Genomic DNA, 22,422 nt, shown 5'->3' with positions numbered 1-22,422 from the left:
GCCGCTCTCCTGAGCAGCCGGCAGGCCTACCCGCCGCGGCGGGAGTGAGGCACCGGCGCGGCAGGTTCCCTCGGCCCCTGGTCCGACCGTTCACCGGTCGGGCCAGGGCCCCCGCCGGGTGCCTCGTCCGGGCCGATCCGCCCCGCTCCCGGGGGACGGGCTCAGGGAACGGTCCGCTCGATCGCCGCCCGGCCCAGCTCGGCCAGGTCCCGGCGGGCGCGCTCCAGGTTCTCCGGGGTGAGGTCCTGGCCCCGGGCCATCACCAGGTCCTCCGGCTCCCACGGCTGCTCCGCGCCGGTGCGGATGTTGTCCCCGCCCGCGCCGGTGCCGGTCCCGGTGGCCCCGGTCCCCGCCGCATACGGGTCGCCGAGCAGGTCCTCGGTGGCGCCGGACGGTACGCTGCCCGGCTCGCCGAAGACCGGGGTGTCCCGGTCCGGGCCGCCCCCGGTGGCCAGCTGCGGCACGGTGCTCTCGTCGTCCACCGCGGCGGCCACCTCCGGGCTCTCCTCCAGCGGTCGGTCCCGATCGGTCATGGTGCTGCCCTCCTGTCCCAGACGCGTTCCCTCGTCTCGCGTACCCCGTCCGGACCGGGCCATGCCGGGAAGGTCAGCCCTCCCGGGCCTCCTCCGTGGTCGGCGGCCGGACCGGGCTGAGCCACTGCCAGAGGAGCATCAGCAGGCCGAAGACGAGCATCGCCCCGCCCCAGAGGTTTGATCCGCACCCCCGGGCCTTGTCGATCCCGGCCGGCGAGTCGAAGAGCCCGACCAGGCCGACGATCACCCCGTACGCGACGAAGTGCCCAGATGTCGTAGGTGAACACCGTGTTGAAGCCGCTGACGTTGGCCGCCATGCCGGCCATGAAGGACGCGACCAGGCCGGTCACCGCGATCCCCAGCACCCCGGTTGGGCAGCAGGTCGCGCATGAGCAGCGGGATCGCGTTGTTGTAGACCAGGTCGCCGGAGTCCGCGCCGAGCCCCTTCACCGTCACCAGGGCGATCAGGCCGGGGATCACGTGACCGCCGGGACGAGCAGCTTCGGGTACGTGGAATTTCATGCCTTGGAGTCCGAAGCGGGAACGGCGACGCCCCGGCCGTTGACCGGCCGGGGCGCCAGGTGTGCCGGTCAGCGACCGAGGACGCGGTCCAGGAAGTCCCGGTAGCCGCGGACGGCGATCCGGAGCTGCTCGGTGTCGGCCGAGCCGGAGTCCTGCCAGCCGCCCAACCTGGTCTTCTGCGCGCGCAGCGCGGTGGAGAGGGCCTCGATCGCCTCCTCGACCAGCGACTGCGCCTCGCCGACCGCGGCCTGCGGGTCGTCCACGAAGCGGAGCTGGACGTCCCGCCAGCGGTCCCGGAAGCCCTGGGCGGTCTCCGGCTCGAAGAGCGTGGCGGCTTCCGCCGGCACCGCGTCCGTCATCGGCCGGGCCGCCCCGGCCAGGCCCGCGTCGGCGGCGGCGCCGGCCACCCCGGCCCCGGCCGCCGCGGCGGTGGCGTCCGGGTCGACCATCGTCGGCTCGGTGCGGCCGTAGCCAGCCGCGCCGGCGGCCACCGCGTCGTCCCGGTCGCCCGGATGCGCGGCCGCCCACCGGTCGGGGTCGTGCAGCCGGTCGCCGGCCGTCGGGTCGGCCCGCTCGTCGTCGAACGCGTCGGTCCGCCCCGGGGCGCCGTCGCCCGGCCGGGCCGTGTCCTCGCCGCGCGGGTCCCGCTCGTCCTCCGGCCGGCCGCTGGCCATCGCCGAGGCGGCCACCGCGTCGCCGACCGTGGTCGCGCCGAAGGCGGTGGGCAGCGGCGCCGGGTCGTGGAACTCGGGCCGGCCGTCCCGGTCGGTGTCGGCCGCCTCGGCGTCCGCGTCCCGGGCGTCCCGCAGGTCGTACGGACGGGTCTCGTCCGGGTCCGCGGCGTCCCGGCCGTCGTCGGTCGCGTCCGGGGCGCGTCGGTCGAGGTCGGGCCGGTCGTCGTCGGGATCGTCGACCACGGCCTGGTCGTCGAAGGTGCCCCGGTCGTCCAGCGCGTCCTCGGGTACGTCGGCCCGGCCCACCTGGTCCGGCCCGGACCGGTCGTCGTCGGGGAGGTCGCCCGGCGGTGGCACCGGGACCGGCGCGGACCGGACGCCCTCGGGGTGGTCGTGCGTGACCTGCTGCTCTTCCTGGCGCATCGCGGCAGCCTCCTCAGCGGCTCGTGGCGTCGTGCGGGTGGTCGGGATGGCGCTGGGCGGGCGGCTGGTGCCCGACCGGGTCCTCGCCGAGCAGATCGGCGAAGAGGGCCCGGTAGTGCACGACCGCCTGGCGGAGCTCCTCGGTGGTGGCCTCGCCGCGCTCGTTGCGCAGCCGGATCTCGTGGGCGTCCCGGTAGTGGGTCAGGGTGCGGGCGTGCTCGACGGAGAGATGGGCGATCTGGTCGGAGAAGTCCCCGGTGGGGTACCCACGCTCGGCGATCAGCCGGCTGACCAGTTCGTCGGCGTCGCCGACGGTCTCGGCGGGGGAATCGATGAAGCGGACCTGGAGGTCTTCCCAGGCGGTGGTGTACCGGGTCCGGGACTCCGGGTCCAGCGGGGTGAGTTCGAGTTCGGCGTGCCGGCGCTCCCGGTCCCGCAGCTCCCGCTCGGCGGCGCTGCGGCTGTCCCGCTCGGCGACCACCCGGTCGTACTCGGGGCCGAAGCGCTGCCGGAGCGAGCGGCGGCGGCTGGCCACCACGGCGACCGCGGCCAGCGCCGCGAGCACCAACACCACGATGACAATGACGATTACCTGCGTGGGCGACATGGCTCCTCCTTCGCCCGCTGGTATTCCCTCCGCCCACTGATCGCCAATCCCGATTCGGCGCACTTTCCTGGTCGATCACCGGCCGGAAACCCTCGCCGGGGCATGGCGGGGCCCACATGGCGACCCGCCACCAAAACTTGACTCGTTCCAGAAAACGCGCTTGGGTGTGGTGATGCCGGTCGAATCCGACGCCGAACGCCTCCGGGCGGCCGGGCTGCGCGTGACGCAGCCCCGCCTCGCGGTGCTGGCGGCGGTACGCGACCGGCCCCACCTGGACGCCGACACGATCACCCGCCTCAGCCGGACCCGCCTCGGGCGGGTCTCCGGCCAGACGGTCTACGACGTCCTGCACGCCCTGACCGGCGCGGGACTGCTGCGCCGGATCGCCCCGGCCGGCGGCCCCGCCCGGTACGAGCTGAGCGGCGACGACCACGACCACCTCGTCTGCCGGGCCTGCGGGTCGGTCACCGACACCGACCGTCCCCGCGCCCCCGGGCCCTGTCTCGACCCCCCGGCGGCCACCTTCGCGGTGGAGTTCGCCGAGGTCACGTACTGGGGCCGCTGCCCCGACTGCAAGCACCTATCAGGAGGAGAGCGATGAGCGACCAGGCCGGCAAGCCGATCCTCACCACCCGTCAGGGCCACCCGGTCCACAACAACCAGCAGCAGCGGACGGTCGGCTCACGCGGCCCGGCGACGCTGGAGAACTACCACTTCCTCGAGAAGATCAGCCACTTCGACCGCGAGCGCATCCCCGAGCGGGTGGTGCACGCCCGCGGCTTCGTCGCGCACGGCGAGTTCGAGGCGTACGGGACGATCGGCGACGAGCCGGCCGCCACTCATACGAGGGCCAAGCTCTTCCAGACCAAGGGCAAGAAGACCCCGGTGACCGTCCGCTTCTCCACCGTCATCGGCGGCCGGGACTCCTCCGAGGCGACCCGCGACCCGCGCGGCTTCGCGGTCAAGTTCCGCACCGAGGACGGCAACTGGGACCTCGTCGGCAACAACCTGCCGGTCTTCTTCATCCGCGACGCGATCAAGTTCCCGGACGTGATCCACTCGCTGAAGCCGGACCCGGTGACCTTCCGCCAGGAGCCGAACCGGATCTTCGACTTCATGTCGAACACCCCCGAGTCGATGCACATGCTCACCTGGCTGTTCAGCCCGCGCGGCATCCCGGCCAACTACCGGACCCAGGACGGCTTCGGGGTGAACACCTACCGGATGGTGAACGCCGCCGGCGAGGGCGTCCTGGTCAAGTACCACTGGAAGTCGCGTCAGGGCATCGAGTCGCTGACCGAGGAGCAGGCCGCCGCCATCCAGGCCACCGAGCTGGGCCACGCCTCCAAGGACCTGTACGAGGCGATCGAGCGCGGCGAGTACCCGCAGTGGGAGCTCAACGTCCAGGTCATGAGCGACGACGAGCACCCGGAGCTGGACTTCGACCCGCTGGACGACACCAAGACCTGGCCGGAGGACGTCTTCCCGCTCCGCCCGGCCGGCGTGATGACGCTCAACCGCAACGTCACCAACTTCCACAACGAGAACGAGCAGATCGCCTTCGGCACCGGCGTGCTGGTGGACGGGCTGGACTTCTCCGACGACAAGATGCTGGTCGGCCGGACGTTCTCCTACTCGGACACCCAGCGCTACCGGGTCGGCCCGAACTACCTCCAGCTGCCGATCAACGCAGTGCGGGAGGACGTCCAGGTGAACACCAACCAGGACGGCGGCCAGATGTCGTACGGAGTGGACAACCGGGGCGGCAACCCGCACATCAACTTCGAGCCGTCCTCGGTGGCCGGGCTGCGGGAGGCCGACGAGTCCTACCGGGAGTACCGCCCGCACGTCTCCGGCCAGATCATGCGCGCCCCGATCGAGCGGCAGAACAACTACACCCAGGCCGGCGAGCGGTTCCGCACCATGCCCGAGTGGGAGCGCGACGACCTGGTGAAGAACCTGACCACGCTGCTGGGCCAGTGCGACAAGCACATCCAGGAGAAGATGGTCTGGCACTTCAGCCAGTGCGACGAGGAGTACGGCCGCCGGGTCGCCGAGGGTCTCGGCATCTCGGTCAACGCCTGATCCCCGCCCCGGCAACGAGCGCCCCGCCGGTCCGTCCGGCGGGGCGCTCGGCCGTAACGGCGTCCACAGCGGAACATCCCGGACGGTAGTGACCGGCGAGACGGCCGGTAGTGCATCCGCCGGGGATTACGTATTCTGCCCAAGGTGCCCGAGCCGGGGCCCGGCGCCGCCGTCGGGACCACATCCGGCCGGTGCTGGCGCCACTCCTGCGACACCTTCCGGGCGAGGTCTCATTGAACACCCGCGACTGGCCGATCCGCGCCAAGCTGACCGCGCTGGTCATCGGCCCGGTGACCGCGCTGCTGGCGCTCTGGGTCTTCGCCACCACGCTCACCTTCGGCCCCGCCCTCGACCTGCTCGCCGCCCGGACCCTCCTCTACGACCTCGGCCGCCCCGGCGAGGCCGTCGTCGCCGAGCTGCAACGGGAACGCCGGCTCTCGGTGGTCCAGCTCGCCGATGACACCACCCTGCCGGCCCTGGCCGAGCAGCGGCTGCGTACCGACCGGGCCGTCGCCGAGCTGCGCCGCCGGGTGGCCGGGGACGACCTGCGCGACGCCGCCGACGACCACCTCGACACCCGGCTCGACCAGCTGGTCGCCGCGCTGGACGCGCTGCCCGCCGGTCGGGGCTTCATCGACGCCCGGCAGGTGGACCGCGCCGGCGCGGTGGGCCTCTACAGCGGGATGATCTCCTCGGCCTTCCAGGCGTTCTCCGCGATGGCCACGCTCCCGGACGCCGAGCTCAACCGGCAGGCGCTGGCGCTCACCGCGCTCGGCCGCTCCCGGGAACTGCTCAACCAGACCGACGCGCTGCTGGCCGGCGCGCTGGCCGCCGGCCGGTTCGCCGCGGGCGAGCACGACCAGCTCGTCCGGGCCATCGACAACCAGCGGTTCCTGGCGGAGACCGCGGTGGCCGACCTGCCCGCGGCGGAGCGGACCGCGTACCGGCGGTTGACCGAGGGGGAGCCCTTCGTCCGGCTGAGCGCCCTGCAGGACGCGCTGATCGGCGCCGACGGCCTGCCGCCCCAACTCGACGTCCGCACCTGGGAGTCCAGTCAGGCCGCGGTCCAGCAGGGCCTGCGGGAGTTCGAGCTGAGCGGGGCCGACAAGCTGGCCGAACGCTCGGTGCCGATGGCCGTGGGCATCCTGGTCCGGCTCGCCGCCGCCGGAGTGCTCGGCCTGCTCGCCATCGTGGTCTGCGTCCTGGTGGCGCTCCGGGTCGGCCGGTCGCTGGCCGGCCGGCTGACCGGCGTCCGCACCGCCGCCTTGGAGATGGCCGAGCACCGGCTGCCCGACGTGGTCGCCCGGCTGCGCCGCGGCGAGGAGGTCGACGTCGCCCGGGAGGCGCCCGAGCTGGACCACGGCGGCGACGAGATCGGGCAGGTGGGACACGCCTTCAACGAGGTACGCCGGACCGCCGTCCAGGCCGCGGTCGACGAGGTCACCCTGCGCCGGGGGCTCAACGAGGTCTTCCTCAACATCGCCCGACGCAGCCAGGGGCTGGTGCACCGGCAACTGGCGCTGCTGGACCGGCTGGAGCGGCGCACCGAGGACCCGGACGAGCTGGCCGGGCTCTTCCAGGTCGACCACCTCGCCACCCGGCTCCGGCGGCACGCCGAGGACCTGGTCATTCTCGCCGGCGCGGCGCCCGGCCGGGGCTGGCGGAACCCGGTCGCCGCGGTCGACGTGATCCGCGGCGCGATCTCCGAGGTCGAGTCGTACGACCGGGTGGACGTCGGCGTGGTGCAGCCGGCCGGTGTGCTGGGCCGGGCCGTCGGCGACGTGATCCACCTGCTCGCCGAGCTGATCGAGAACGCCACCGTCTTCTCCCCGCCCGGCACCCGGGTCGACGTCTCCGGACAGGCCGTGCCGAACGGGTACGCCGTCGAGATCACCGACCGGGGGCTGGGCATGTCACCGCGGGTCCTCGAGGACGCCAACCGCAAGCTGGCCCGGTCACCGGAGTTCGACCCGGCCGGCAGCGCCCGGCTCGGCCACTTCGTGGTGGGCCGGCTCGCCGCCCGGCACGGCGTACGGGTCCAGCTCCGGCCGGCCGTGCCCGGCGGGACCACCGCCGTGGTGCTCATCCCGGCCGACCTGGTCACGGACGAGCCGGCCGTGGGACCGACCGGCCCGGGGGACGGGGCGACGAGGGGGGACGACCTCCGGATGGCCAAGGTGACCCGGCTCAACGCCCTGCCCCGGCCCAGGGCCACCCGGCCCGGCCGGGAACGACCCGAGTCGGCCACCCCGGTGCTGCCGTTCGCCGCCGGCCGCGGCTCCTCCGTGGAGGCCGCCGAGGACGGCGACGGCCTGCCCCGCCGGGTCCGTCGCCGCGGACCGGTGGCACGGCCCCGGCCGGCGGTCACCGACACCCCGGCCCACCGGCCGCCGGAGGAGGTCCGCCGGAAGATGTCCGCGCTCCAGGCCGGCACCGCCCGCGGTCGCCGGGACGGCGCCCGGGCGATCGCGAACCCGACCGCGCCGACCGCCGACGCCGCTCCCGATCGGGCGGCCGAGTCCGCCCCGCCGGCGCCGGCCCCGGAACCCCTGACCGCAACTGAGAGGGACGCCTAGTGGTGCACACGACGAGGCAGAACGTTGATCTCGACTGGTTGCTCGATGAGCTGGTGGGGCGGCTGCCCGCCGCCCGCCAGGCGGTGGTGCTGTCGGCGGACGGGCTGCTGCTCGGCGCCTCGGCCGAGCTGAGCCGCACCGACGCGGAGCATCTCTGCGCCCTGGCCTCCGGCTTCTCCAGCCTGGCGAAGGGAGCTACCCGGCACCTGGCGGGCGGCGCGGTCCGCCAGACCGTGGTGGAGATGGAGACCGCGTACCTCTTCGTCACGGCCGCCGGGCAGGGCGCCTGCCTGGCGGTGGTCAGCGCCGCCGACGCCGACATCGGCCTGGTGGCGTACGAGATGGCGATGCTGGTCATCCGGGTCGGGGAGAACCTCACCGCCCCGGCCCGCACGGCGTCGGGTGCCGCCGATGCGGGCTGAATCGCCGGGGCCGCAGCACGAGTGGCTGGACGGCGCCGCCGGTCCGGTCGTCCGCCCGTACACCCTCACCGGCGGCCGGGTCCGGCCGGCGGTCGACGGCTTCGACCTGGTCGCGTTCGTGCTGGCCGCGCCGACGGCCGACGCCGTCGGGCACCCCGGGTTGCAGCCGGAGCACCGACGCCTCGTCGAGCTGGCCCGCCGGCCGGTCGCGGTGGCCGACCTCGCCGCGGACCTGGACCTCGCCGTCGGCGTGGTCCGCGTGCTGCTCGGCGACCTCCTCGCCCGCGGGTTGGTCGCGGTGCACCAGCCGCCGACCGCCACACACCTGCCCGACGACAACATCCTCAAGGCGGTGGTCAGTGGACTCCGTGCGCTATGACCGGGAGGGGTCCGGTCAGCGGATCCCGCTGGCCCTGAAGATCCTCATCGCGGGTGGCTTCGGGGCCGGCAAGACGACGCTGGTGAGCGCGTTGAGCGAGGTCCGGCCGCTGCAGACCGAGGAGGTCCTGACCGGGGCCGGGGTCGGCACCGACGACCTCTCCGGCGTGGAGCAGAAGTCGACCACCACCGTGGCGATGGACTTCGGCCGGATCACCATCAACGAGGACCTGCAGGTCTACCTCTTCGGCACCCCGGGCCAGGACCGCTTCTGGTTCCTCTGGGACGAGCTGGCCTTCGGGGCGCTCGGCGCGGTGGTGCTCGCGGACACCCGCCGGTTGGCCGACTGCTTCCCCTCGATCGACTACTTCGAGCAGCGCGGCATCCCCTTCGTGGTGGGGGTGAACTGTTTCGACGGGGCCCGCCGGTTCAGCCTGGAGTCGGTGCGCGACGCGCTCGACCTCGACCCGGACGTGCCGTTGGTGCTCTGCGACGCCCGGGACCGGCAGTCCGGGAAGCTGGTGCTGATCTCGCTGGTCGAGCACGTCGCCAGGCAGCGCGGCGAGCCGGTGCCGGTGGCCTGAGCCCGGCGGGCCGGCGGCCGGACGCCGAATTGGTCCCGGAAGAGACGGATGAACGGCCGGCTTCCCGGGAAGCCTCTGGTTGGATCGACGGAGGAATCGGCGGAAGGTGGGTCGGGTGACCGCGCAGGCAGCGATCGTCCACATCGGTGGCTACACGGCGGAGAGCGGCGGACGGGCCGCCGGGATCCTCGCGGCCCGCCGCGACCCGGCGTCGGGGGAGCTGACCCCGCTGGGCACCGCGGTGGTCACCGCGTCGCCGTCGTTCCTGGTCCGGCACCCGGCGCTGCCCGTGCTCTACGCCGTCAACGAGCTGGCGGAGGGGCAGGTCAGCGCGTTCCGGGCGGCCCCGGACGGTGACCTGAGCCCGCTGGGTGTCCAGCCGACCGGGGGCGCCGAACCCTGCCACCTGGCGGTCGCCCCGGACGGGCGGCACCTCTTCGTGGCCAACTACGGCGGCGGGAGCGTGGCCGTCTTCCCGCTCGACTCCGCCGGCGTGCCGGGGGAGCGCAGCGACCTGGTCCACCACGAGGGGCACGGGCCGGACCCGGAGCGGCAGGAGAAGGCGCACTGCCACATGGCTTCGCCCGACCCGGGCGCCGGACCGCTGCTCGCCGTCGACCTGGGCACCGACTCGGTCTACCGGTACGACCTCGACGCCGCCTCCGGCCGGCTGGTGCCCCGCGCCCCGCGGCTGCGCACGCCGGCCGGGACCGGGCCCCGGCACCTGGCCCGGCACCCCGACGGGCGGCGCTGCTGGCTGGTCGGCGAGCTGGACGGGACGGTCACCGCGTACGACCTCACCGCCGACGGTGCGCTGCACCAGCGGGAGCGGGTGGACGCCAGCGGGCGCGCGGGGCACGTGCAGCCCTCCGAGGTCGCCGTCGGACCGGACGGCCGCTTCCTCTACGTCGGCAACCGCGGGGTCGGCACGATCGCGGTCTTCTCGGTCGCCGACGGGTCGCCGCGGCTGGTGGTCGAGGTCGACACCGGCGGGGAGTGGCCCCGGCACTTCGCGCTGACCGGGGAGCACCTCTACGTCGCCGACGAACGGGCCGACATGATCAGGATCTTCCGGGTGGACCCGGACACCGGGGTGCCGGCGGCGGTGGGGGAGCCGGTGCCGGTGGCGAGCCCGACCTGCGTCCGCCCGTAGTCGGATGGTCACCGAAGCGACTCACGTGACCGTCCGCAGTGGACTTTTGGCACGCCGGATGACTGACCGCTCACTCATGGTCACGGTTTGGCGATCGACTGTTTCTCCTGCGTAACTTTCAACCGAACGGTTGTGGCAGTAACCCCACGAGATACGCAAGATGGTCACCGTGTCTGGCCGCCATCGCATGCGTTCAAGCCTTCGTGGGGCAGTTGCCGCCGCCGCGGCGACCGTGCTCGTCGTCGTCGCCGGTTCCTGGTTCGGTTACCAGCAGCTGGCGGGGCCGTCCTGCTCCGGACGGATCCAGTTGTCCGTCGCGGCCGCCCCGGAGATCGCCCCCGCCGTCAAGGCGGCGGCCGACCAGTGGGTCGCCGACGGGGCGGCGGTCGGGGGCACCTGCATCGGCGTGAACGTCACCTCCTCGGAGTCGGTCGACGTGGCCGCCGCCGTGGCCAGCAAGCACGGCGCGACGCTGGCCGGCGTCGGACAGGCCAGCGGCACGGCCGTGACCCCGGACGTCTGGGTGCCGGACTCCTCCACCTGGCTGGTGCGACTCAAGAACGGCGGCGCCACCGCCTTCGCCCCGGCCAACGGCGCCTCGATCGCCCGCAGCCCGGTGGTGGTCGCCATGCCCGAGCCGGTGGCCACCCGGGTCGGCTGGCCGGAGAAGAAGCTCAGCTGGACCGATCTGCTGAAGGCGGTCACCACCGGCAAGTCGCCGCTGAAAGCCGGCATCGTGGAGCCGACCCAGGACGCGGCCGGCCTCTCCGGCCTGCTCTCGCTGGCCACCGCCGCCAGCTCCGTCGGCGGCGAGGACCCGGTGGCGAAACAGGAGGCGATGACCGGGGCGCTGCGGGCCCTGGCCACCAACCGTTCCTCGGTGCGCCAGGACCTGCTGGCGCGCTTCCCGCGCTCGTCCGACCCGACAGCCATCGCGAACGGGCTGGCCGCCGCCGCGCTCTCGGAAGAGGACGTGATGGCGTACAACGCGACCGAGCCGCCGATCCGGCTGGCGGCGCTCTACCTCGACGACACCACGCCACTGGACTACCCGTTCGCGGTGCTGCCGGGCATCGAGCCGGCGAAGGCGTCGGCCGCGAAGGTGCTCTTCGAGGTGCTCACCACCCCGGGCTTCCGCAACCGGCTGGCCGCGCAGTCGCTGCGCTCGCCGGACGGCAACTGGGGTGCGGGGTTCAAGGCGCCCCAGGGCGCCCCGAGCCCGGCGGGCGGCAGGGCCACCGTCGCGCCGACCGGTCAGGGCGCGGCGGCTGGCCTGGACCCTCGCGCCATCGCGAAGGCCACCACCACCTGGTCGGCCGCCACCCAGTCCGGCCGCATGCTCTGCGTCATCGACGTCTCCGGCTCGATGAAGGAGAAGGTGCCGACCGCCAACGGCGCCACCCGTGAGCAGGTCACCGTGGAGGCAGCCAGCCAGGGCCTGAACCTCTTCGACGACTCCTGGGCGATCGGGCTGTGGACCTTCTCCACCGAGCTGGTGGGTTCGCAGGACTGGCGGCCGGTCATCCCGATCAAGCCACTGTCGAGCAACCGGGGCGCCTTGGCGCGAGGGCTGGCCGGGATCAAGCCGTCGGACGGCGACACCGGCCTCTACGACACCATGCTGGCCGCCTACCAGGAGGTCCAGAAGGAGTGGGAGCCGGGCAAGGTCAACTCCGTGGTGCTCTTCACTGACGGCAAGAACGACGACAAGAGTGGCATCTCCCGGGCCGCACTGCTCGAGAAGCTGAAGAAGATCAAGGACCCGGAGCAGCCGGTGCGGGTGATCATCATCGGTATCGGTAACGAAGTCAGCAGGTCGGAGCTCGAGACGATCGCGAAGGAGGCCGATGGCGTCGCCTTCGTCGCCACGGACCCGACCAAGATCGGTGAGATCTTCCTGCAGGCGATCGCGGCGCGCCCGACCGCGCCGCGCTGACCCGTCACTCAGCGAACGGGTTCCGCCGTACCGGGAGAACCGGTACGGCGGAACGCTTCCCGGCCCGCGGGGGTCGGGAAAGTGACGGCAATGCGTCCGAAGCAATTGGCGTACATAATTTTCCAGGCAAGATGTCGGAGTGCTCCGCCGCCGGTCCTCGATCGAGGTCCGTCCGGCCGGGGCCGTCCTGAGCGAGATGGGGAGGGCCGGTGACCTCGGCGACACTGTTGACCCCCGCCAGGACCCCGTCGCGACCGAGGGGCGACCGCCCCGGGCCGGCGGCGCGTGCCGACGAGCGGGCCTACATCCGGCTCCTGGCGGTGCTGGACACCGCCGTTCTGGCGGTGGCCATCCTCGTCGGGTACGTCGCCCGCTTCGGCGACGAGGAGCCCAGCGGCTCGGAGATCCCGTACGTCGTGGTCGCCCCCGGCCTGTTGCTGGCCTGGCTGATCTCGCTGCGGGCGCTGCGCTGTTACGACGACCGGGTGCTCGGCTACGGAGCCGACGAGTACCGGCGGGTCAGCTCGGCGAGCCTGCGGCTGGCCGGCGGCATCGCCATCGCCGGCTACATCGCCGACGTCGGCGTCTCCCGCGGCTTCCTGGCGATCTCCTTCGCGGTCGGCACGGTCGGGCTCGAGGTGGCCCGCTTCGCCGCCCGCAAGCGGCTGCACCGCGCCCGGGACCGGGGCGCCGGCTGGTCCCGCAAGGTGCTGGTGGTCGGCGACACCGCGCACGTGCTGGAGCTGGTGCACACCCTGCGCCGGGAGCCGTACGCCGGATACCACGTGGTCGGGGCGTGCATCCCGGACGCGCTGCTCGCCCCGGTGCCGCAGCGGCTGGGCGACGTACCGGTGGTCGGCTCGTTCCGGGGCATCCCCGAGGCGGCCACCGCCATCGGGGCGGACACGGTGGCGGTCACCGCCTCCGGCGAGCTGACCGCGACCCGGCTGCGCCGGCTCGGCTGGCAGCTCGAGGGGACCGGGGTGGACCTCGTCGTCGCCCCGGCGCTGACCGACGTCGCCGGCCCCCGCATCCACACCCGGCCGGTCGCCGGCCTGCCGCTGATCCACGTCGAGGCCCCCGAGTTCCGGGGCGCCCGCAAGCTGGTCAAGGGCCTGGTCGACCGGTCCCTCTCGTTCGTGGCGCTGACCCTGCTGCTGCCGGTGCTGGTGGTGATCGCGCTCGCCATCAAGCTGGACAGCCGGGGGCCGGTGCTGTTCCGCCAGGTCCGGGTCGGTCAGGGTGGCGAGGAGTTCGGCGTCTTCAAGTTCCGCACCATGGTGGTCAACGCCGACGCCCTGCTCGCCGAGCTGGCCGCCCGCAACGAGACCGACGGCCTGATGTTCAAGATGCGCGACGACCCCCGGGTCACCCGGATCGGCCGGCTGCTGCGCAAGTGGTCCCTGGACGAGCTGCCCCAGCTGGTGAACGTGCTGTTCGGCCAGATGAGCCTGGTCGGCCCGCGCCCGCCGCTCCCCTCCGAGGTGGCCCGGTACGACGGCGACGTGGCCCGGCGACTGCTGGTGAAGCCCGGCATGACCGGTCTCTGGCAGGTCAGCGGCCGGTCCGACCTGAGCTGGGAGGACGGCATCCGGCTCGACCTCTACTACGTGGAGAACTGGTCGCTCGCCGCCGACCTGACCATCCTCTGGAAGACCTTCGGCGCGGTGCTCAACAGCCGCGGCGCGTACTGAGCCACCGGCCCCGGCGAGTCGTCGCCGGAGCCGGTTGCCCGGTCAGGGCTGCGGCCCGAGCCAGTCGAGGCAGACCACCACGGCGTCGTCGACCAGGTCGCCGGCGACGAACGCCCGCAGGTCACCGAGCAACGACCGGACGGCGTCCAGCGGCTCCATCGGCCCGGTACGCCGCAGGAAGCGGTCCAGCGCCGTCTCGCCGTACCGGACGTGCTGGCCGGTCGCGTCGATGACGCCGTCGCTGACCACGAAGAGCCGGTCCCCGCGGCGCAGCTGGAAGCGCTGCTCCCGGTAGTCCGTGCCCTCGAACATGCCCAGCGGGAACTGCTTCTCCAGGACCTGCTCGCTGACCTCGCCGTCGCGCAGCAGCACCAGGCGCGGCGACCCGGCGTCGACCACGGTGAGCAGTCCGGAGGCCAGGTCCAGCTCCAGCAGCAGCGCGGAGAGGTGCTGGTCGCCCCGGTGCAGGGCATAGACCGCCTGGTCGGCCAGGGCGGCCTGGTCGGCCAGGCCCAGCTCGGCCCGGCGGGCGTTGCGCAGCGCGTGGGTGGCGAGCGAGGTGAGCATGGAGGCGGCCACCCCCTCGCCCGAGCCGTTTATCACCGAGAGCCACAGCCGGTGGCCGTCGTCGGACCAGTCGAAGCTGTCACCCCGCACCGCGTACGCCGGCTCCAGCTGCCCGGCGAGGCTGAACGACGGGCGGATCCGGCTGCGGCCGGGCAGCAGCTCCCACTGCATCTCGGCGGCGAGCGTGAGCCGCCGGGTGCGCCGGGCGCTCAGGTAGATGTCCGTGCTGGCGGCGACGGCGGCCAGCTCATGGCCGAGCGCGGTGGCGATCGCGTCGAGCTCGTGGACGGCGGCCGGGTCGTCCGGCAGCGGGGAGACGCGCAGCACACCCCGCCGCTCGCCGCGCATGCCCACCGGGAACCAGCCGCTCCCGTCGGCGAGGATCGGCTCCTGGTGGTCGAAGCACCGCCAGGCCGGGTGGCCCGGGCCGGTGATCGGCTCGCCGCCGCCCAGCGGCAGCAGCTCCGCCAGCCGGTAGTCGACCTGGTACAGCTCGACCCGGGTGATCTGGTACACCTCTTCGAGCTCGCCGGCCAGCCGGTCGAGCAGGAGGTCGGCCGGAGCCTTGGCCAGGGTCCGGCGGGCCAGATCCTCCGGTCCACTCATCTTTGCTCCTTCGCACAGGTCGATGCCCTGGTGGGGCGGGTAGTCTCGGGCCCACCATGGCCGAAGAACACGGTCCCTACGGACCAGATGCGAGTATGGCCGCCGCCCTGGACGAGGCGGCGGGCACCCTGCTGGCCGTCTGGGAGGCGGCCCGGGAGGGAACCACCAGCCGGCTCTCCAGCGCCCAGTTGCGTGCGGTCATGGTCGTCGAACAGCACGACGGGATCAACCTTCGCCGGCTCGCCACGCTGACGGACATGCTGCTCTCCTCGGCCAGCCGGCTCTGCGACCGGCTGGTCGCGGCCGGGATGTTGGAGCGGGAGCCCGGCCGCTTCGACCGGCGGGAGATCTCCCTGCACCTGACCCCGGAGGCGGTCCGGCTCCTCGCCGAGCTGCGGTCCGACCGCCGGCAGCGGCTGGACCAGGTCCTCGCCGGGATGACTCCGGAGGGGCGGGAGGCGCTGCTGCGCGGCATGCGCGAGTTCGACGAGAGCGCCCGGCGCCGGGAGGCCACGGCCGTCTCGGAGGCCGGCTGGCCGGTGGCGCAGGGGTCGCGGCGCGGGGAGTCGGCGGCGGAGTGGGTGGACGACTCGGCCGGTGACCCGCCGGTGGCCCGCACGGCCTGATCCGCCGATCGGGCGACGGCCGCCCCGAGCGGCGGCGTCGGGGCCGGTCTGGTGCAGGTACGACACCATCACGGTCCAGGTACGCCTCGACGGTCTCCGGCCCGATCCCGCCGGGCCCGGTCACGTCGGCTGTGACGCGGGCGCCGGCGCCACGGCGAGCAGGGCGAGGTCGTCGTGGACCTGCCCGTCGAGCCACTCGTCGACCAGTTGGATCAGCCGGCCCACCAGGACGCCCGGCGGGAGACCGGCGGCCGACGCCAGCGCCTGCCGCAGCCGGGCGTCACCGAACATCTGCAGCTCGGTGGGGCCGCCGCGGGCCTCGGTCACCCCGTCGCTGTGGGCGAGCAGCAGGTCGCCCGGGGCGAGCCGCACCTCGGCCTCGGCGAAGCGGGCGTCGGCCAGCGCGCCGATCGGCATGCCGCCGACCGGGACCGGCTCCACCGTGCCGTCGGCGCGGACGACCAGCGGGTCCGGATGCCCGCCTCCGGCCACCCGGACCAGCAGCCCACCGTCCGGTTCGCGGGTCAGGGTGCCGAGCAGCAGGGTGGTGAACTGGGCCCGCCGGGCCGCGTCCGGCGCGTCGAAGAGCGCCCGGTTGAGCAGCCCCATCAGCTCCAGCGGCCGCTGTTCGACCAGGCGGAGGGTCTGCAACGACTGGCGTACCCGGCCGGTCAGCACGGCCGCGCCGACCCCCTTGCCGCAGACGTCCCCGAGCGCGAACAGGGCGCCCCGCTGGGTGGCGAAGACGTCGTAGAAGTCGCCGCCGATGCGCAGGCTGTCCCCGGCGGCGCGGTAGCCGCCGGCGAGGGTGATCCCGCCGATCCGCGGCAGCTCCGGCGGGAGGAGGCTCTGCTGCAGGACGCGGGCCAGGTGGGCCTGCTCGCCGTAGAGCTCGGCCGCGGCCAGCGCGGCCCCCGCCCGGTTCGCGAACTCCCGGGCCAGCTCGATCTCCCGCTGGTCGAACCCGGGACGCTCGGTCCGGCGGATCAGGACCAGCGCGCCGGCCGGGCCGCCGGCGCTGAGCATCGGGCTGATCAGCACGGTCCCGGGCCGGCCGAAGTCGTCGGGAAGCACCTCGGCCAGGTCGGCCAGTTCAGCGTTCAGCCAGGGGCTGGGCTCGGTGGCGTCCCCGTCGAGCGCCTCGGCGAGCCCGGGTACGGAGGTGGCCAGCCCCCAGCTGCCCACCCCGGTGACGGGACCGGCGTCGCCCGTGGCGTACCGGATCCAGCGCGGCTGGTCGTCGGCCGGCGCCGGCGGGCGGTGCACGACCACCGCGGCGTCGGCCAGGTAGGGGACCGGCAGTGTGGTGGTGGCCCGCATCGTCTGGTCGCGGTGCAGCGACAGGCCGAGCCGGCTGCCGGCCCGGGCCAGGAAGGCGGTCCGGGAGCGCTCGGCGAGCAGCGCGTCGGTCCGCGCCTGCTCTTCGGTGACGTCCCGCACGTACCAGGCGCAGCGGCCGCCGGCCAGGGCGCGCCGGGTGCCGCGCAGCCGCCGGCCACGGTGTTCCGCGTCGAAGGTTCCGGCTCCCTGCCGGACGGCCTCGGCGAGCGCGGGCACCGGACAGCGGGCCAGCTCGGCGCCGGGGGTCAGCTCGGGGAGGAGTTCGGCCGCCATCGCGTTGACCAGCGTCACCACGCCGGCGTGGTCGGTGGTCACGATCGCCTCGGCGAGCCCGTCCAGCAGCTCGCGGGCGAGTCGGGAGTCGGCCGGCAGTCCGGTGTCGGGGGACCGGCGGACCCGGGGTCGGGAGGCCTGCCCGCCGCCGCTGACCGGCCCGGCGAGCCCACCCCGGCGGGTCGTCGTCACCGCCGGTCGCCGGGCGCCCCGGTCTGTCGACCTGTGCGCATGGTGTCGGTGCACTCCTGAGTTTGCGGGTCGGTTGCCTGCCGGCAAGCGTACCGAGGGAGGCTGGTGATCGCCTATCGAGGAAGGCTGGCCTCAGCCGCCGCGGCCAGCCAGCCGACCGGCCGGTCCACGATCCGGCGGACCACCGACGCGGCGCCGCCGACGGCCGCGGACCGCGCGCCGAGGGCCGCCGGCCGCACGGTCACCGGGGACCAGGCCGCGGTGAGCACGCGGCAGGAGAGCTCCCCGACCACCGGCGGCCGGAGCCAGGGGGCGAGCGGGGCGTATCCGCCGCCGAGCACCACGGTGTCCAGATCCAGCAGGTTCACCACACCGGCGACAGCGACCCCGAGCGCGGTCCCGGCGTCCGCCAGCGCCGCGAGGGTGGCCGGGTCGCCGGCCCGGGCGAGGTCCGCCAGCCGGGTCGCGGCGGTGTCCGCGGGCAGCTCCGCGCCGGCCAGTCCGGCCGCGGCGAGGACGACCTCCTGACCCGCGTACCGCTCCAGGCAGCCGCGGCCGCCGCAGCGGCAGGGCCGCCCCTCGGGATGCACCGGGATGTGACCGATCTCGCCGCTCCAGCCGCGGGTGCCCCGGTACAGCCGCCCGTCGAGGACGATCCCGGCGCCGATCCCGATCTCGCCGGAGATGTACAGGAAGCTCGCGGACCCGGACGGGCCGGCGTGCAGCTCGCCGACGGCGGCCAGGTTCGCCTCGTTCTCCACCACCAGCGGCGGCACCCCGTCGACCGGCTCGGTCAGGCGGTCCCCGGCGAGCAGCGCGGGCACGTCCACGTCCCGCCAGCCCAGGTTGGGGGCGAGCCGGACCATGCCGCCGGCGTCGACCAGACCCGGCACGGCGAGGGCCGCGCCGGCCAGGGTCAGCCCCTGGCGCGCCGCAGCGGCGCGGGCATCGGCGGCGAGCGCGGCGAGCCGGGCCAGCGCGTCGGCGGGGGAGACCGGGCGCAGGTCGGCGCGGCGCACGACGTGGTGCCGGACCGTGCCGGTCAGGTCCACCACGCAGGCGGCGAGGTAGTCGACGTTGACCTCCAGGCCGAGCCCGGCCGGCCCGTCGCCGGCCAGCACCAGGCCGCGGGCGGGCCGGCCGGCGCCGGTACGCGGGGCGGGGTCGGCCTCGGCCACCAGCCGGCCGACGATCAGGTCGTCCACCACGGCGGAGACGGTGGCCCGGGTGAGGCCGGTGCCGGCGGCGATCTCGGCCCGGGAGGGCGGCCGGTCGGCGGCGGCGATCCGCCGGAGCACGACCGCGAGGTTGAGCTCGCGGAGGCTGCCCTGCCGGACGGCGCCGGCGGTGCTGGGGCTGGTCACCTCTTGACACTGCCACACGGCGGCCATTTAATTCAACCGTTGAACAAATTGCGGCGACACCACCGGAGGTCTGCCATGGCACCCCGTCCCACCCCCGCCGACAAGTTCTCCTTCGGTCTCTGGACGGTGGGCTGGCAGGCCCGCGACCCGTTCGGCGACGCCACCCGGCCCGAGCTGGACGCGGTCGAGGCGGTCCACCGGCTCGCCGGGCTCGGGGCGTACGGGATCACCTTTCACGACGACGACCTGGTCCCCTTCGGCGCGGACGCGGCCACCCGCGACGCCCGGCTGACCCGGTTCCGCAAGGCCCTCGACGAGACCGGCCTGGTGGTTCCGATGGTCACCACCAACCTCTTCACCCACCCGGTCTTCAAGGACGGCGGCTTCACCAGCAACGACCGCGACGTCCGCCGCTACGCGCTGCGCAAGGTGCTGCGCAACGTCGACCTCGCCGCCGAGCTGGGCGCCCGCACCTTCGTGATGTGGGGCGGCCGGGAGGGCGCCGAGTACGACCTGGCCAAGGACGTCCGCTCGGCGCTGGACCGCTACCGCGAGGCGGTCGACCTGCTCTGCCAGTACGTCGTCGACAACGGCTACCAGCTGCGCTTCGCCCTCGAACCCAAGCCGAACGAGCCGCGCGGCGACATCCTGCTCCCCACCGTCGGCCACGCGCTGGCGTTCATCTCCACCCTGGCCCGCCCCGAACTCGTCGGGCTCAACCCGGAGGTCGGCCACGAGCAGATGGCCGGGCTGAACTTCGCCCACGGCATCGCCCAGGCGCTCTGGCAGGGCAAGCTCTTCCACATCGACCTCAACGGCCAGCGCGGCATCAAGTACGACCAGGACCTGGTCTTCGGCCACGGCGACCTGCTCAACGCGTTCGCGCTGGTGGACCTGCTGGAGCACGGCGGCCCCGACGGCGGCCCCGCCTACGACGGGCCGCGGCACTTCGACTACAAGCCCTCCCGCACCGAGGACATGACCGGGGTGTGGGCCTCGGCGGAGGCGAACATGCGGACGTACCTCCTGCTCAAGGAGCGGGCCGCCGCGTTCCGGGCCGACCCCGAGGTGGCCGAGGCGCTCGCGGCCAGCAAGGTCGGCGACCTGGCCACACCGACCCTCAACCCGGGGGAGGGCTACGCCGACCTGCTCGCCGACCGTGCCGCGTTCGAGGAGTTCGACCCGGATGCGGCCGGGGCGAAGGGCTTCGGCTTCGTCCGGCTCAACCAGCTCGCCGTCGAGCACCTGCTCGGCGCGCGCTGAGTCGGCCGCCATGCCGCTCGTCGCCGGGGTCGACTCGTCCACCCAGTCCTGCAAGGTCGTCGTCCGCGACGCGGAGACCGGCGCGCTGGTCCGGCAGGGCCGCGCGCCGCACCCCGACGGCACCGAGGTCGACCCGCGGTCCTGGTGGGACGCCCTGCTCGCGGCCGTCGACGCGGCCGGCGGGCTGGCGGACGTCGCCGCCGTCTCGGTCGCCGGTCAGCAGCACGGCATGGTCTGCCTGGACGAGGCGGGGGAGGTGGTCCGCCCGGCCCTGCTCTGGAACGACACCCGGTCCGCCGACGCCGCCCGGGACCTGGTCGAGGAGGCCGGCGGCGACGGGACCGGCCGCCGGTTCTGGGCCGAGGCGACGGGCAGCGTGCCGGTGGCCAGCTTCACCGCGACCAAGCTGCGGTGGCTGGCCCGGCACGAGCCGGCGAACGCGGGCCGGGTGGCGGCGGTCTGCCTGCCGCACGACTGGCTCACCTGGCGGCTGGCCGGCGCCCCCGGCCTGGCCGCGCTGCGCACCGACCGGGGTGACGCCAGCGGCACGGGCTACTGGTCCCCGGCCACCGGGGAGTACCGCCTCGACCTGCTGGAGCGGGCGTTCGGCCGCCGGCTGGGGGTGCCGGTGGTGCTCGGTCCGGCCGAGCCGGCGGGCGTGCTCGATCCGGCGGTGCTCGGCGGCGCCGGCTCGACCGGCGTGCAGCTCGGCCCGGGGACCGGGGACAACGCCGCCGCGGCGCTCGGCGTCGGCGCCGGCCCCGGCGACGTGGTCGTCTCGATCGGCACCTCGGGGACCGTCTTCGCGGTGGCCGACACCCCGGCCGCCGACGGGACCGGCGCCGTGGCCGGCTTCGCCGACGCCACCGGCCGGTACCTGCCGCTGGTCTGCACCCTCAACGCGGCCCGGGTGCTCGACGCGGCGGCGTCGCTGCTCCGGGTCGGGCTGGACGAGCTGGCCGAGCTGGCGCTGGCCGCCCCGGCCGGCGCGGACGGGCTGGTCATGGTGCCGTACCTGGAGGGGGAGCGGACCCCGAACCGGCCACTGGCAACCGGCTCGGTGCACGGGCTGACCCTGCACAACGCCACCGCCGGCCACCTGGCCCGGGCCGCCGTCGAGGGGATGCTCTGCGCGCTCGCCGACGGGCTCGACGCGCTGATCGCCCAGGGCGCGCGCGCCGACCGGGTCGTCCTGGTCGGCGGCGGCGCCCGGTCGGCGGCGGTCCGGCGGATCGCGCCGCAGGTCTTCGGCTGCCCGGTGGTCGTGCCACCGCCCGGGGAGTACGTCGCCGACGGCGCCGCCCGGCAGGCCGCCTGGATCGCCCTGGGCCGGGCGGCGCCGCCCGAGTGGCCGCTCGCCGAGACCCGGGAGTACGCCGCCGACCCGGTCCCCGCCGTCCGGGCCCGCTACGCCGAGGCCGCGGACCGGACCCTCGACCGCGCCGGCGGCTAAACGGCTGTACGGGTGCCGCCGCACTCGCGATGATCGACGGATGCGTACCACCCCCGCTCCCGGCAGCCTGCCCTCCGCCCTCCAGTACGACGACGCGGACACCCCCTGCGACGTCGTCGACGCGCTGGTGCTGGCGGACTTCGTGACCGGGCGGCACCCCTGGTCGCGCACCGTCCGGCTGTCCCGGGTACGTCCCGAGGCCACTTTGACCCCGGCCGACGGGCGGCTGGTGCGGACGGCCATCGAGCACCGGCAGCGCTCCCGGCTGCTCGCCGGCGACGGCTGGACGGCGCGGGTGGTGACCTGGAAGGGGCGAGGCGCCGAGGTCACCGTGACGGCGGTGACGGACGAGGTGGGTCAGGCCGCGTTGGACCGGATCGTCGACGGCGCCGCCGAGCCGGAGGACCCGGACGCGGGGCGGATCGGCTTCTGGCACCAGAACCCGCGCCGGGGCGCGCAGCGCGACCTACGGTCGATCGCCGCGCCGCCGTGGTCCGCCATCCGGCACAACTACGCCGCGGCGGCGCGGACCGCCCTGGACGGGCTGATGGCCGCCACGCCGGAGACCGTTTCGGGGCGGCTGGTGTTGCTGCACGGCGCTCCGGGCACCGGGAAGACCACCGCCCTCCGTGCGCTGTCCCGGCAGTGGCGTGACTGGTGTCAGGTGGACACCGTCCTCGACCCCGACGTCCTCTTCGCCGACGCGGCCTACCTCTCCGAGGTCGCGGTCGGCGAGGAGGACGACGGGGAGAGCGGCCGGGGCCGGCGGTGGCGGCTGCTCATCCTGGAGGACTGCGACGAGCTGATCCGGGGCGAGGCGAAGCAGGCGGCCGGGCAGGCGCTGTCCCGCCTGCTCAACCTCACCGACGGGCTGCTCGGCCAGGGTAGGGACGTGCTGGTCGCGATCACCACCAACGAGGACCTCTCCCGGCTGCACCCCGCCGTGGTCCGTCCCGGGCGGTGTCTCGCCCGGATCGAGGTGGGGCCGCTGTCGCACCAGGAGGCGACCGGGTGGCTCGGCGGCCTGGCGGGGGTGCCGTCGCAGGGCGCCACGTTGGCCGAGCTGTACGCGCTGCGCGCCGGCGCGACCCCGGTCGCCGCCGCCCCGGTCGAGATCGGCGGTTACCTTTGAGGCCGGGTTCCGGGTGGG

At 74.6% G+C, this 22,422-nt stretch carries 20 protein-coding genes and 1 pseudogene; 13 read left to right on the top strand and 8 right to left on the bottom strand.

Annotation, left to right across the window (positions count from 1 at the left end):
• Positions 1–161: 161 nt before the first annotated feature.
• From ACTWO6_RS27355 to ACTWO6_RS27335, 5 genes and pseudogenes are all read right to left on the bottom strand, one after another.
• A complete protein-coding gene (locus ACTWO6_RS27355; RefSeq protein WP_446216623.1) occupies positions 162–533 on the bottom strand; it encodes a hypothetical protein in 372 nt (123 codons plus the stop codon).
• 73 nt (positions 534–606) lie between these two features.
• Positions 607–780 carry a hypothetical protein gene (locus tag ACTWO6_RS27350; protein WP_446216622.1) on the bottom strand — a complete coding sequence of 58 codons (174 nt, stop codon included), beginning with the start codon at positions 778–780 and terminating at the stop codon, positions 607–609.
• Positions 776–1,048, bottom strand: a pseudogene (locus tag ACTWO6_RS27345) (sodium:solute symporter family transporter); the annotation flags it as partial. The gene ACTWO6_RS27350 and the pseudogene ACTWO6_RS27345, both read right to left, overlap by 5 nt.
• Before the next feature lie 75 nt (positions 1,049–1,123).
• Positions 1,124–2,152: a hypothetical protein gene (locus ACTWO6_RS27340; protein WP_446216621.1), complete on the bottom strand. Its 1,029-nt coding sequence runs from the start codon at positions 2,150–2,152 to the stop codon at positions 1,124–1,126.
• Between the two features lie 13 nt (positions 2,153–2,165).
• Complete coding sequence (locus ACTWO6_RS27335) at positions 2,166–2,759, bottom strand: hypothetical protein (protein WP_446216620.1); 594 nt, start codon at positions 2,757–2,759, stop codon at positions 2,166–2,168.
• 172 nt (positions 2,760–2,931) lie between these two features.
• Between ACTWO6_RS27335 and ACTWO6_RS27330 the strand changes: the two genes are divergently transcribed.
• The 9 genes from ACTWO6_RS27330 to ACTWO6_RS27290 all read left to right on the top strand — a co-directional run bounded on the left by ACTWO6_RS27330 (position 2,932) and on the right by ACTWO6_RS27290 (position 13,587).
• On the top strand, positions 2,932–3,360 hold the full coding sequence (locus tag ACTWO6_RS27330) for a Fur family transcriptional regulator (protein WP_446216619.1): 429 nt from the start codon (positions 2,932–2,934) through the stop codon (positions 3,358–3,360).
• The gene (locus ACTWO6_RS27325) at positions 3,357–4,844 is read left to right on the top strand and encodes a catalase (protein ID WP_446216618.1); all 1,488 of its coding nucleotides are present in this window, start codon (positions 3,357–3,359) and stop codon (positions 4,842–4,844) included. Before ACTWO6_RS27330 ends, ACTWO6_RS27325 begins: the two co-directional genes overlap by 4 nt.
• 233 nt (positions 4,845–5,077) lie before the next feature.
• Positions 5,078–7,420, top strand: coding sequence for a sensor histidine kinase (locus tag ACTWO6_RS27320; protein ID WP_446216617.1), 2,343 nt, complete (start codon positions 5,078–5,080; stop codon positions 7,418–7,420).
• Positions 7,420–7,842 (top strand): roadblock/LC7 domain-containing protein, encoded by a 423-nt coding sequence (locus ACTWO6_RS27315; RefSeq protein ID WP_446216616.1) that lies wholly within the window; start codon positions 7,420–7,422, stop codon positions 7,840–7,842. The genes ACTWO6_RS27320 and ACTWO6_RS27315 overlap by 1 nt, the downstream gene beginning before the upstream one ends.
• Positions 7,832–8,221 carry a DUF742 domain-containing protein gene (locus ACTWO6_RS27310; protein WP_446216615.1) on the top strand — a complete coding sequence of 130 codons (390 nt, stop codon included), beginning with the start codon at positions 7,832–7,834 and terminating at the stop codon, positions 8,219–8,221. The genes ACTWO6_RS27315 and ACTWO6_RS27310 overlap by 11 nt, the downstream gene beginning before the upstream one ends.
• Entirely contained in the window at positions 8,202–8,804 is a 603-nt protein-coding gene (locus ACTWO6_RS27305; protein WP_446216614.1) for a GTP-binding protein, read from the top strand. The genes ACTWO6_RS27310 and ACTWO6_RS27305 overlap by 20 nt, the downstream gene beginning before the upstream one ends.
• Before the next feature lie 106 nt (positions 8,805–8,910).
• Complete coding sequence (locus ACTWO6_RS27300) at positions 8,911–9,957, top strand: lactonase family protein (protein ID WP_446216613.1); 1,047 nt, start codon at positions 8,911–8,913, stop codon at positions 9,955–9,957.
• A gap of 187 nt (positions 9,958–10,144) precedes the next feature.
• On the top strand, positions 10,145–11,893 hold the full coding sequence (locus tag ACTWO6_RS27295; protein WP_446216612.1) for a VWA domain-containing protein: 1,749 nt from the start codon (positions 10,145–10,147) through the stop codon (positions 11,891–11,893).
• A 209-nt stretch (positions 11,894–12,102) separates the two neighbouring features.
• Positions 12,103–13,587, top strand: coding sequence for a sugar transferase (locus ACTWO6_RS27290; RefSeq protein WP_446216611.1), 1,485 nt, complete (start codon positions 12,103–12,105; stop codon positions 13,585–13,587).
• Positions 13,588–13,629: 42 nt separating this feature from the next.
• On the opposite strand, the gene ACTWO6_RS27285 is transcribed toward ACTWO6_RS27290, so the two are convergent.
• On the bottom strand, positions 13,630–14,760 hold the full coding sequence (locus ACTWO6_RS27285) for a PP2C family protein-serine/threonine phosphatase (protein ID WP_446216610.1): 1,131 nt from the start codon (positions 14,758–14,760) through the stop codon (positions 13,630–13,632).
• A gap of 95 nt (positions 14,761–14,855) precedes the next feature.
• Between ACTWO6_RS27285 and ACTWO6_RS27280 the strand changes: the two genes are divergently transcribed.
• Positions 14,856–15,386 carry a MarR family winged helix-turn-helix transcriptional regulator gene (locus ACTWO6_RS27280; RefSeq protein WP_446216609.1) on the top strand — a complete coding sequence of 177 codons (531 nt, stop codon included), beginning with the start codon at positions 14,856–14,858 and terminating at the stop codon, positions 15,384–15,386.
• Positions 15,387–15,506: 120 nt separating this feature from the next.
• Here ACTWO6_RS27280 and ACTWO6_RS27275 read toward each other — a convergent pair whose 3' ends face one another.
• On the bottom strand, positions 15,507–17,192 hold the full coding sequence (locus ACTWO6_RS27275) for a SpoIIE family protein phosphatase (protein WP_446216608.1): 1,686 nt from the start codon (positions 17,190–17,192) through the stop codon (positions 15,507–15,509).
• Between the two features lie 113 nt (positions 17,193–17,305).
• The gene (locus ACTWO6_RS27270) at positions 17,306–18,583 is read right to left on the bottom strand and encodes an ROK family protein (RefSeq protein ID WP_446216607.1); all 1,278 of its coding nucleotides are present in this window, start codon (positions 18,581–18,583) and stop codon (positions 17,306–17,308) included.
• Positions 18,584–18,631: 48 nt separating this feature from the next.
• On the opposite strand from ACTWO6_RS27270, the gene xylA reads away from it, so the two are divergent.
• The 3 genes from xylA to ACTWO6_RS27255 are packed head-to-tail and all read left to right on the top strand — an operon-like array spanning position 18,632 to position 22,404.
• A complete protein-coding gene (gene xylA / locus ACTWO6_RS27265; RefSeq protein WP_446216606.1) occupies positions 18,632–19,819 on the top strand; it encodes a xylose isomerase in 1,188 nt (395 codons plus the stop codon).
• A gap of 10 nt (positions 19,820–19,829) precedes the next feature.
• Entirely contained in the window at positions 19,830–21,272 is a 1,443-nt protein-coding gene (gene xylB / locus ACTWO6_RS27260) for a xylulokinase (protein WP_446216605.1), read from the top strand.
• 40 nt (positions 21,273–21,312) lie between these two features.
• On the top strand, positions 21,313–22,404 hold the full coding sequence (locus ACTWO6_RS27255; protein ID WP_446216604.1) for a DUF5925 domain-containing protein: 1,092 nt from the start codon (positions 21,313–21,315) through the stop codon (positions 22,402–22,404).
• The last annotated feature ends 18 nt before the right edge of the window (positions 22,405–22,422 follow it).

Source organism: Micromonospora sp. IBHARD004 (assembly GCF_052814115.1).
The sequence above is the reverse complement of the archived record's forward strand: the minus strand, read 5'-3'. Positions and strand labels throughout refer to the sequence as shown.

Excerpts from the sequence above, each read along its gene's own strand:
- xylA (WP_446216606.1), top strand. The coding sequence starts at position 18,632 with ATGGCACCCCGTCCCACCCCCGCCGACAAGTTCTCCTTCGGTCTCTGG.
- ACTWO6_RS27325 (WP_446216618.1), top strand. The coding sequence starts at position 3,357 with ATGAGCGACCAGGCCGGCAAGCCGATCCTCACCACCCGTCAGGGCCAC.
- ACTWO6_RS27340 (WP_446216621.1), bottom strand. The coding sequence starts at position 2,152 with ATGCGCCAGGAAGAGCAGCAGGTCACGCACGACCACCCCGAGGGCGTC.
- ACTWO6_RS27285 (WP_446216610.1), bottom strand. The coding sequence starts at position 14,760 with ATGAGTGGACCGGAGGATCTGGCCCGCCGGACCCTGGCCAAGGCTCCG.
- xylB (WP_446216605.1), top strand. The coding sequence starts at position 19,830 with ATGCCGCTCGTCGCCGGGGTCGACTCGTCCACCCAGTCCTGCAAGGTC.
- ACTWO6_RS27310 (WP_446216615.1), top strand. The coding sequence starts at position 7,832 with ATGCGGGCTGAATCGCCGGGGCCGCAGCACGAGTGGCTGGACGGCGCC.
- ACTWO6_RS27355 (WP_446216623.1), bottom strand. The coding sequence starts at position 533 with ATGACCGATCGGGACCGACCGCTGGAGGAGAGCCCGGAGGTGGCCGCC.
- ACTWO6_RS27255 (WP_446216604.1), top strand. The coding sequence starts at position 21,313 with ATGCGTACCACCCCCGCTCCCGGCAGCCTGCCCTCCGCCCTCCAGTAC.
- ACTWO6_RS27335 (WP_446216620.1), bottom strand. The coding sequence starts at position 2,759 with ATGTCGCCCACGCAGGTAATCGTCATTGTCATCGTGGTGTTGGTGCTC.
- ACTWO6_RS27280 (WP_446216609.1), top strand. The coding sequence starts at position 14,856 with ATGGCCGCCGCCCTGGACGAGGCGGCGGGCACCCTGCTGGCCGTCTGG.
- ACTWO6_RS27330 (WP_446216619.1), top strand. The coding sequence starts at position 2,932 with ATGCCGGTCGAATCCGACGCCGAACGCCTCCGGGCGGCCGGGCTGCGC.
- ACTWO6_RS27270 (WP_446216607.1), bottom strand. The coding sequence starts at position 18,583 with ATGGCCGCCGTGTGGCAGTGTCAAGAGGTGACCAGCCCCAGCACCGCC.
- ACTWO6_RS27295 (WP_446216612.1), top strand. The coding sequence starts at position 10,145 with ATGCGTTCAAGCCTTCGTGGGGCAGTTGCCGCCGCCGCGGCGACCGTG.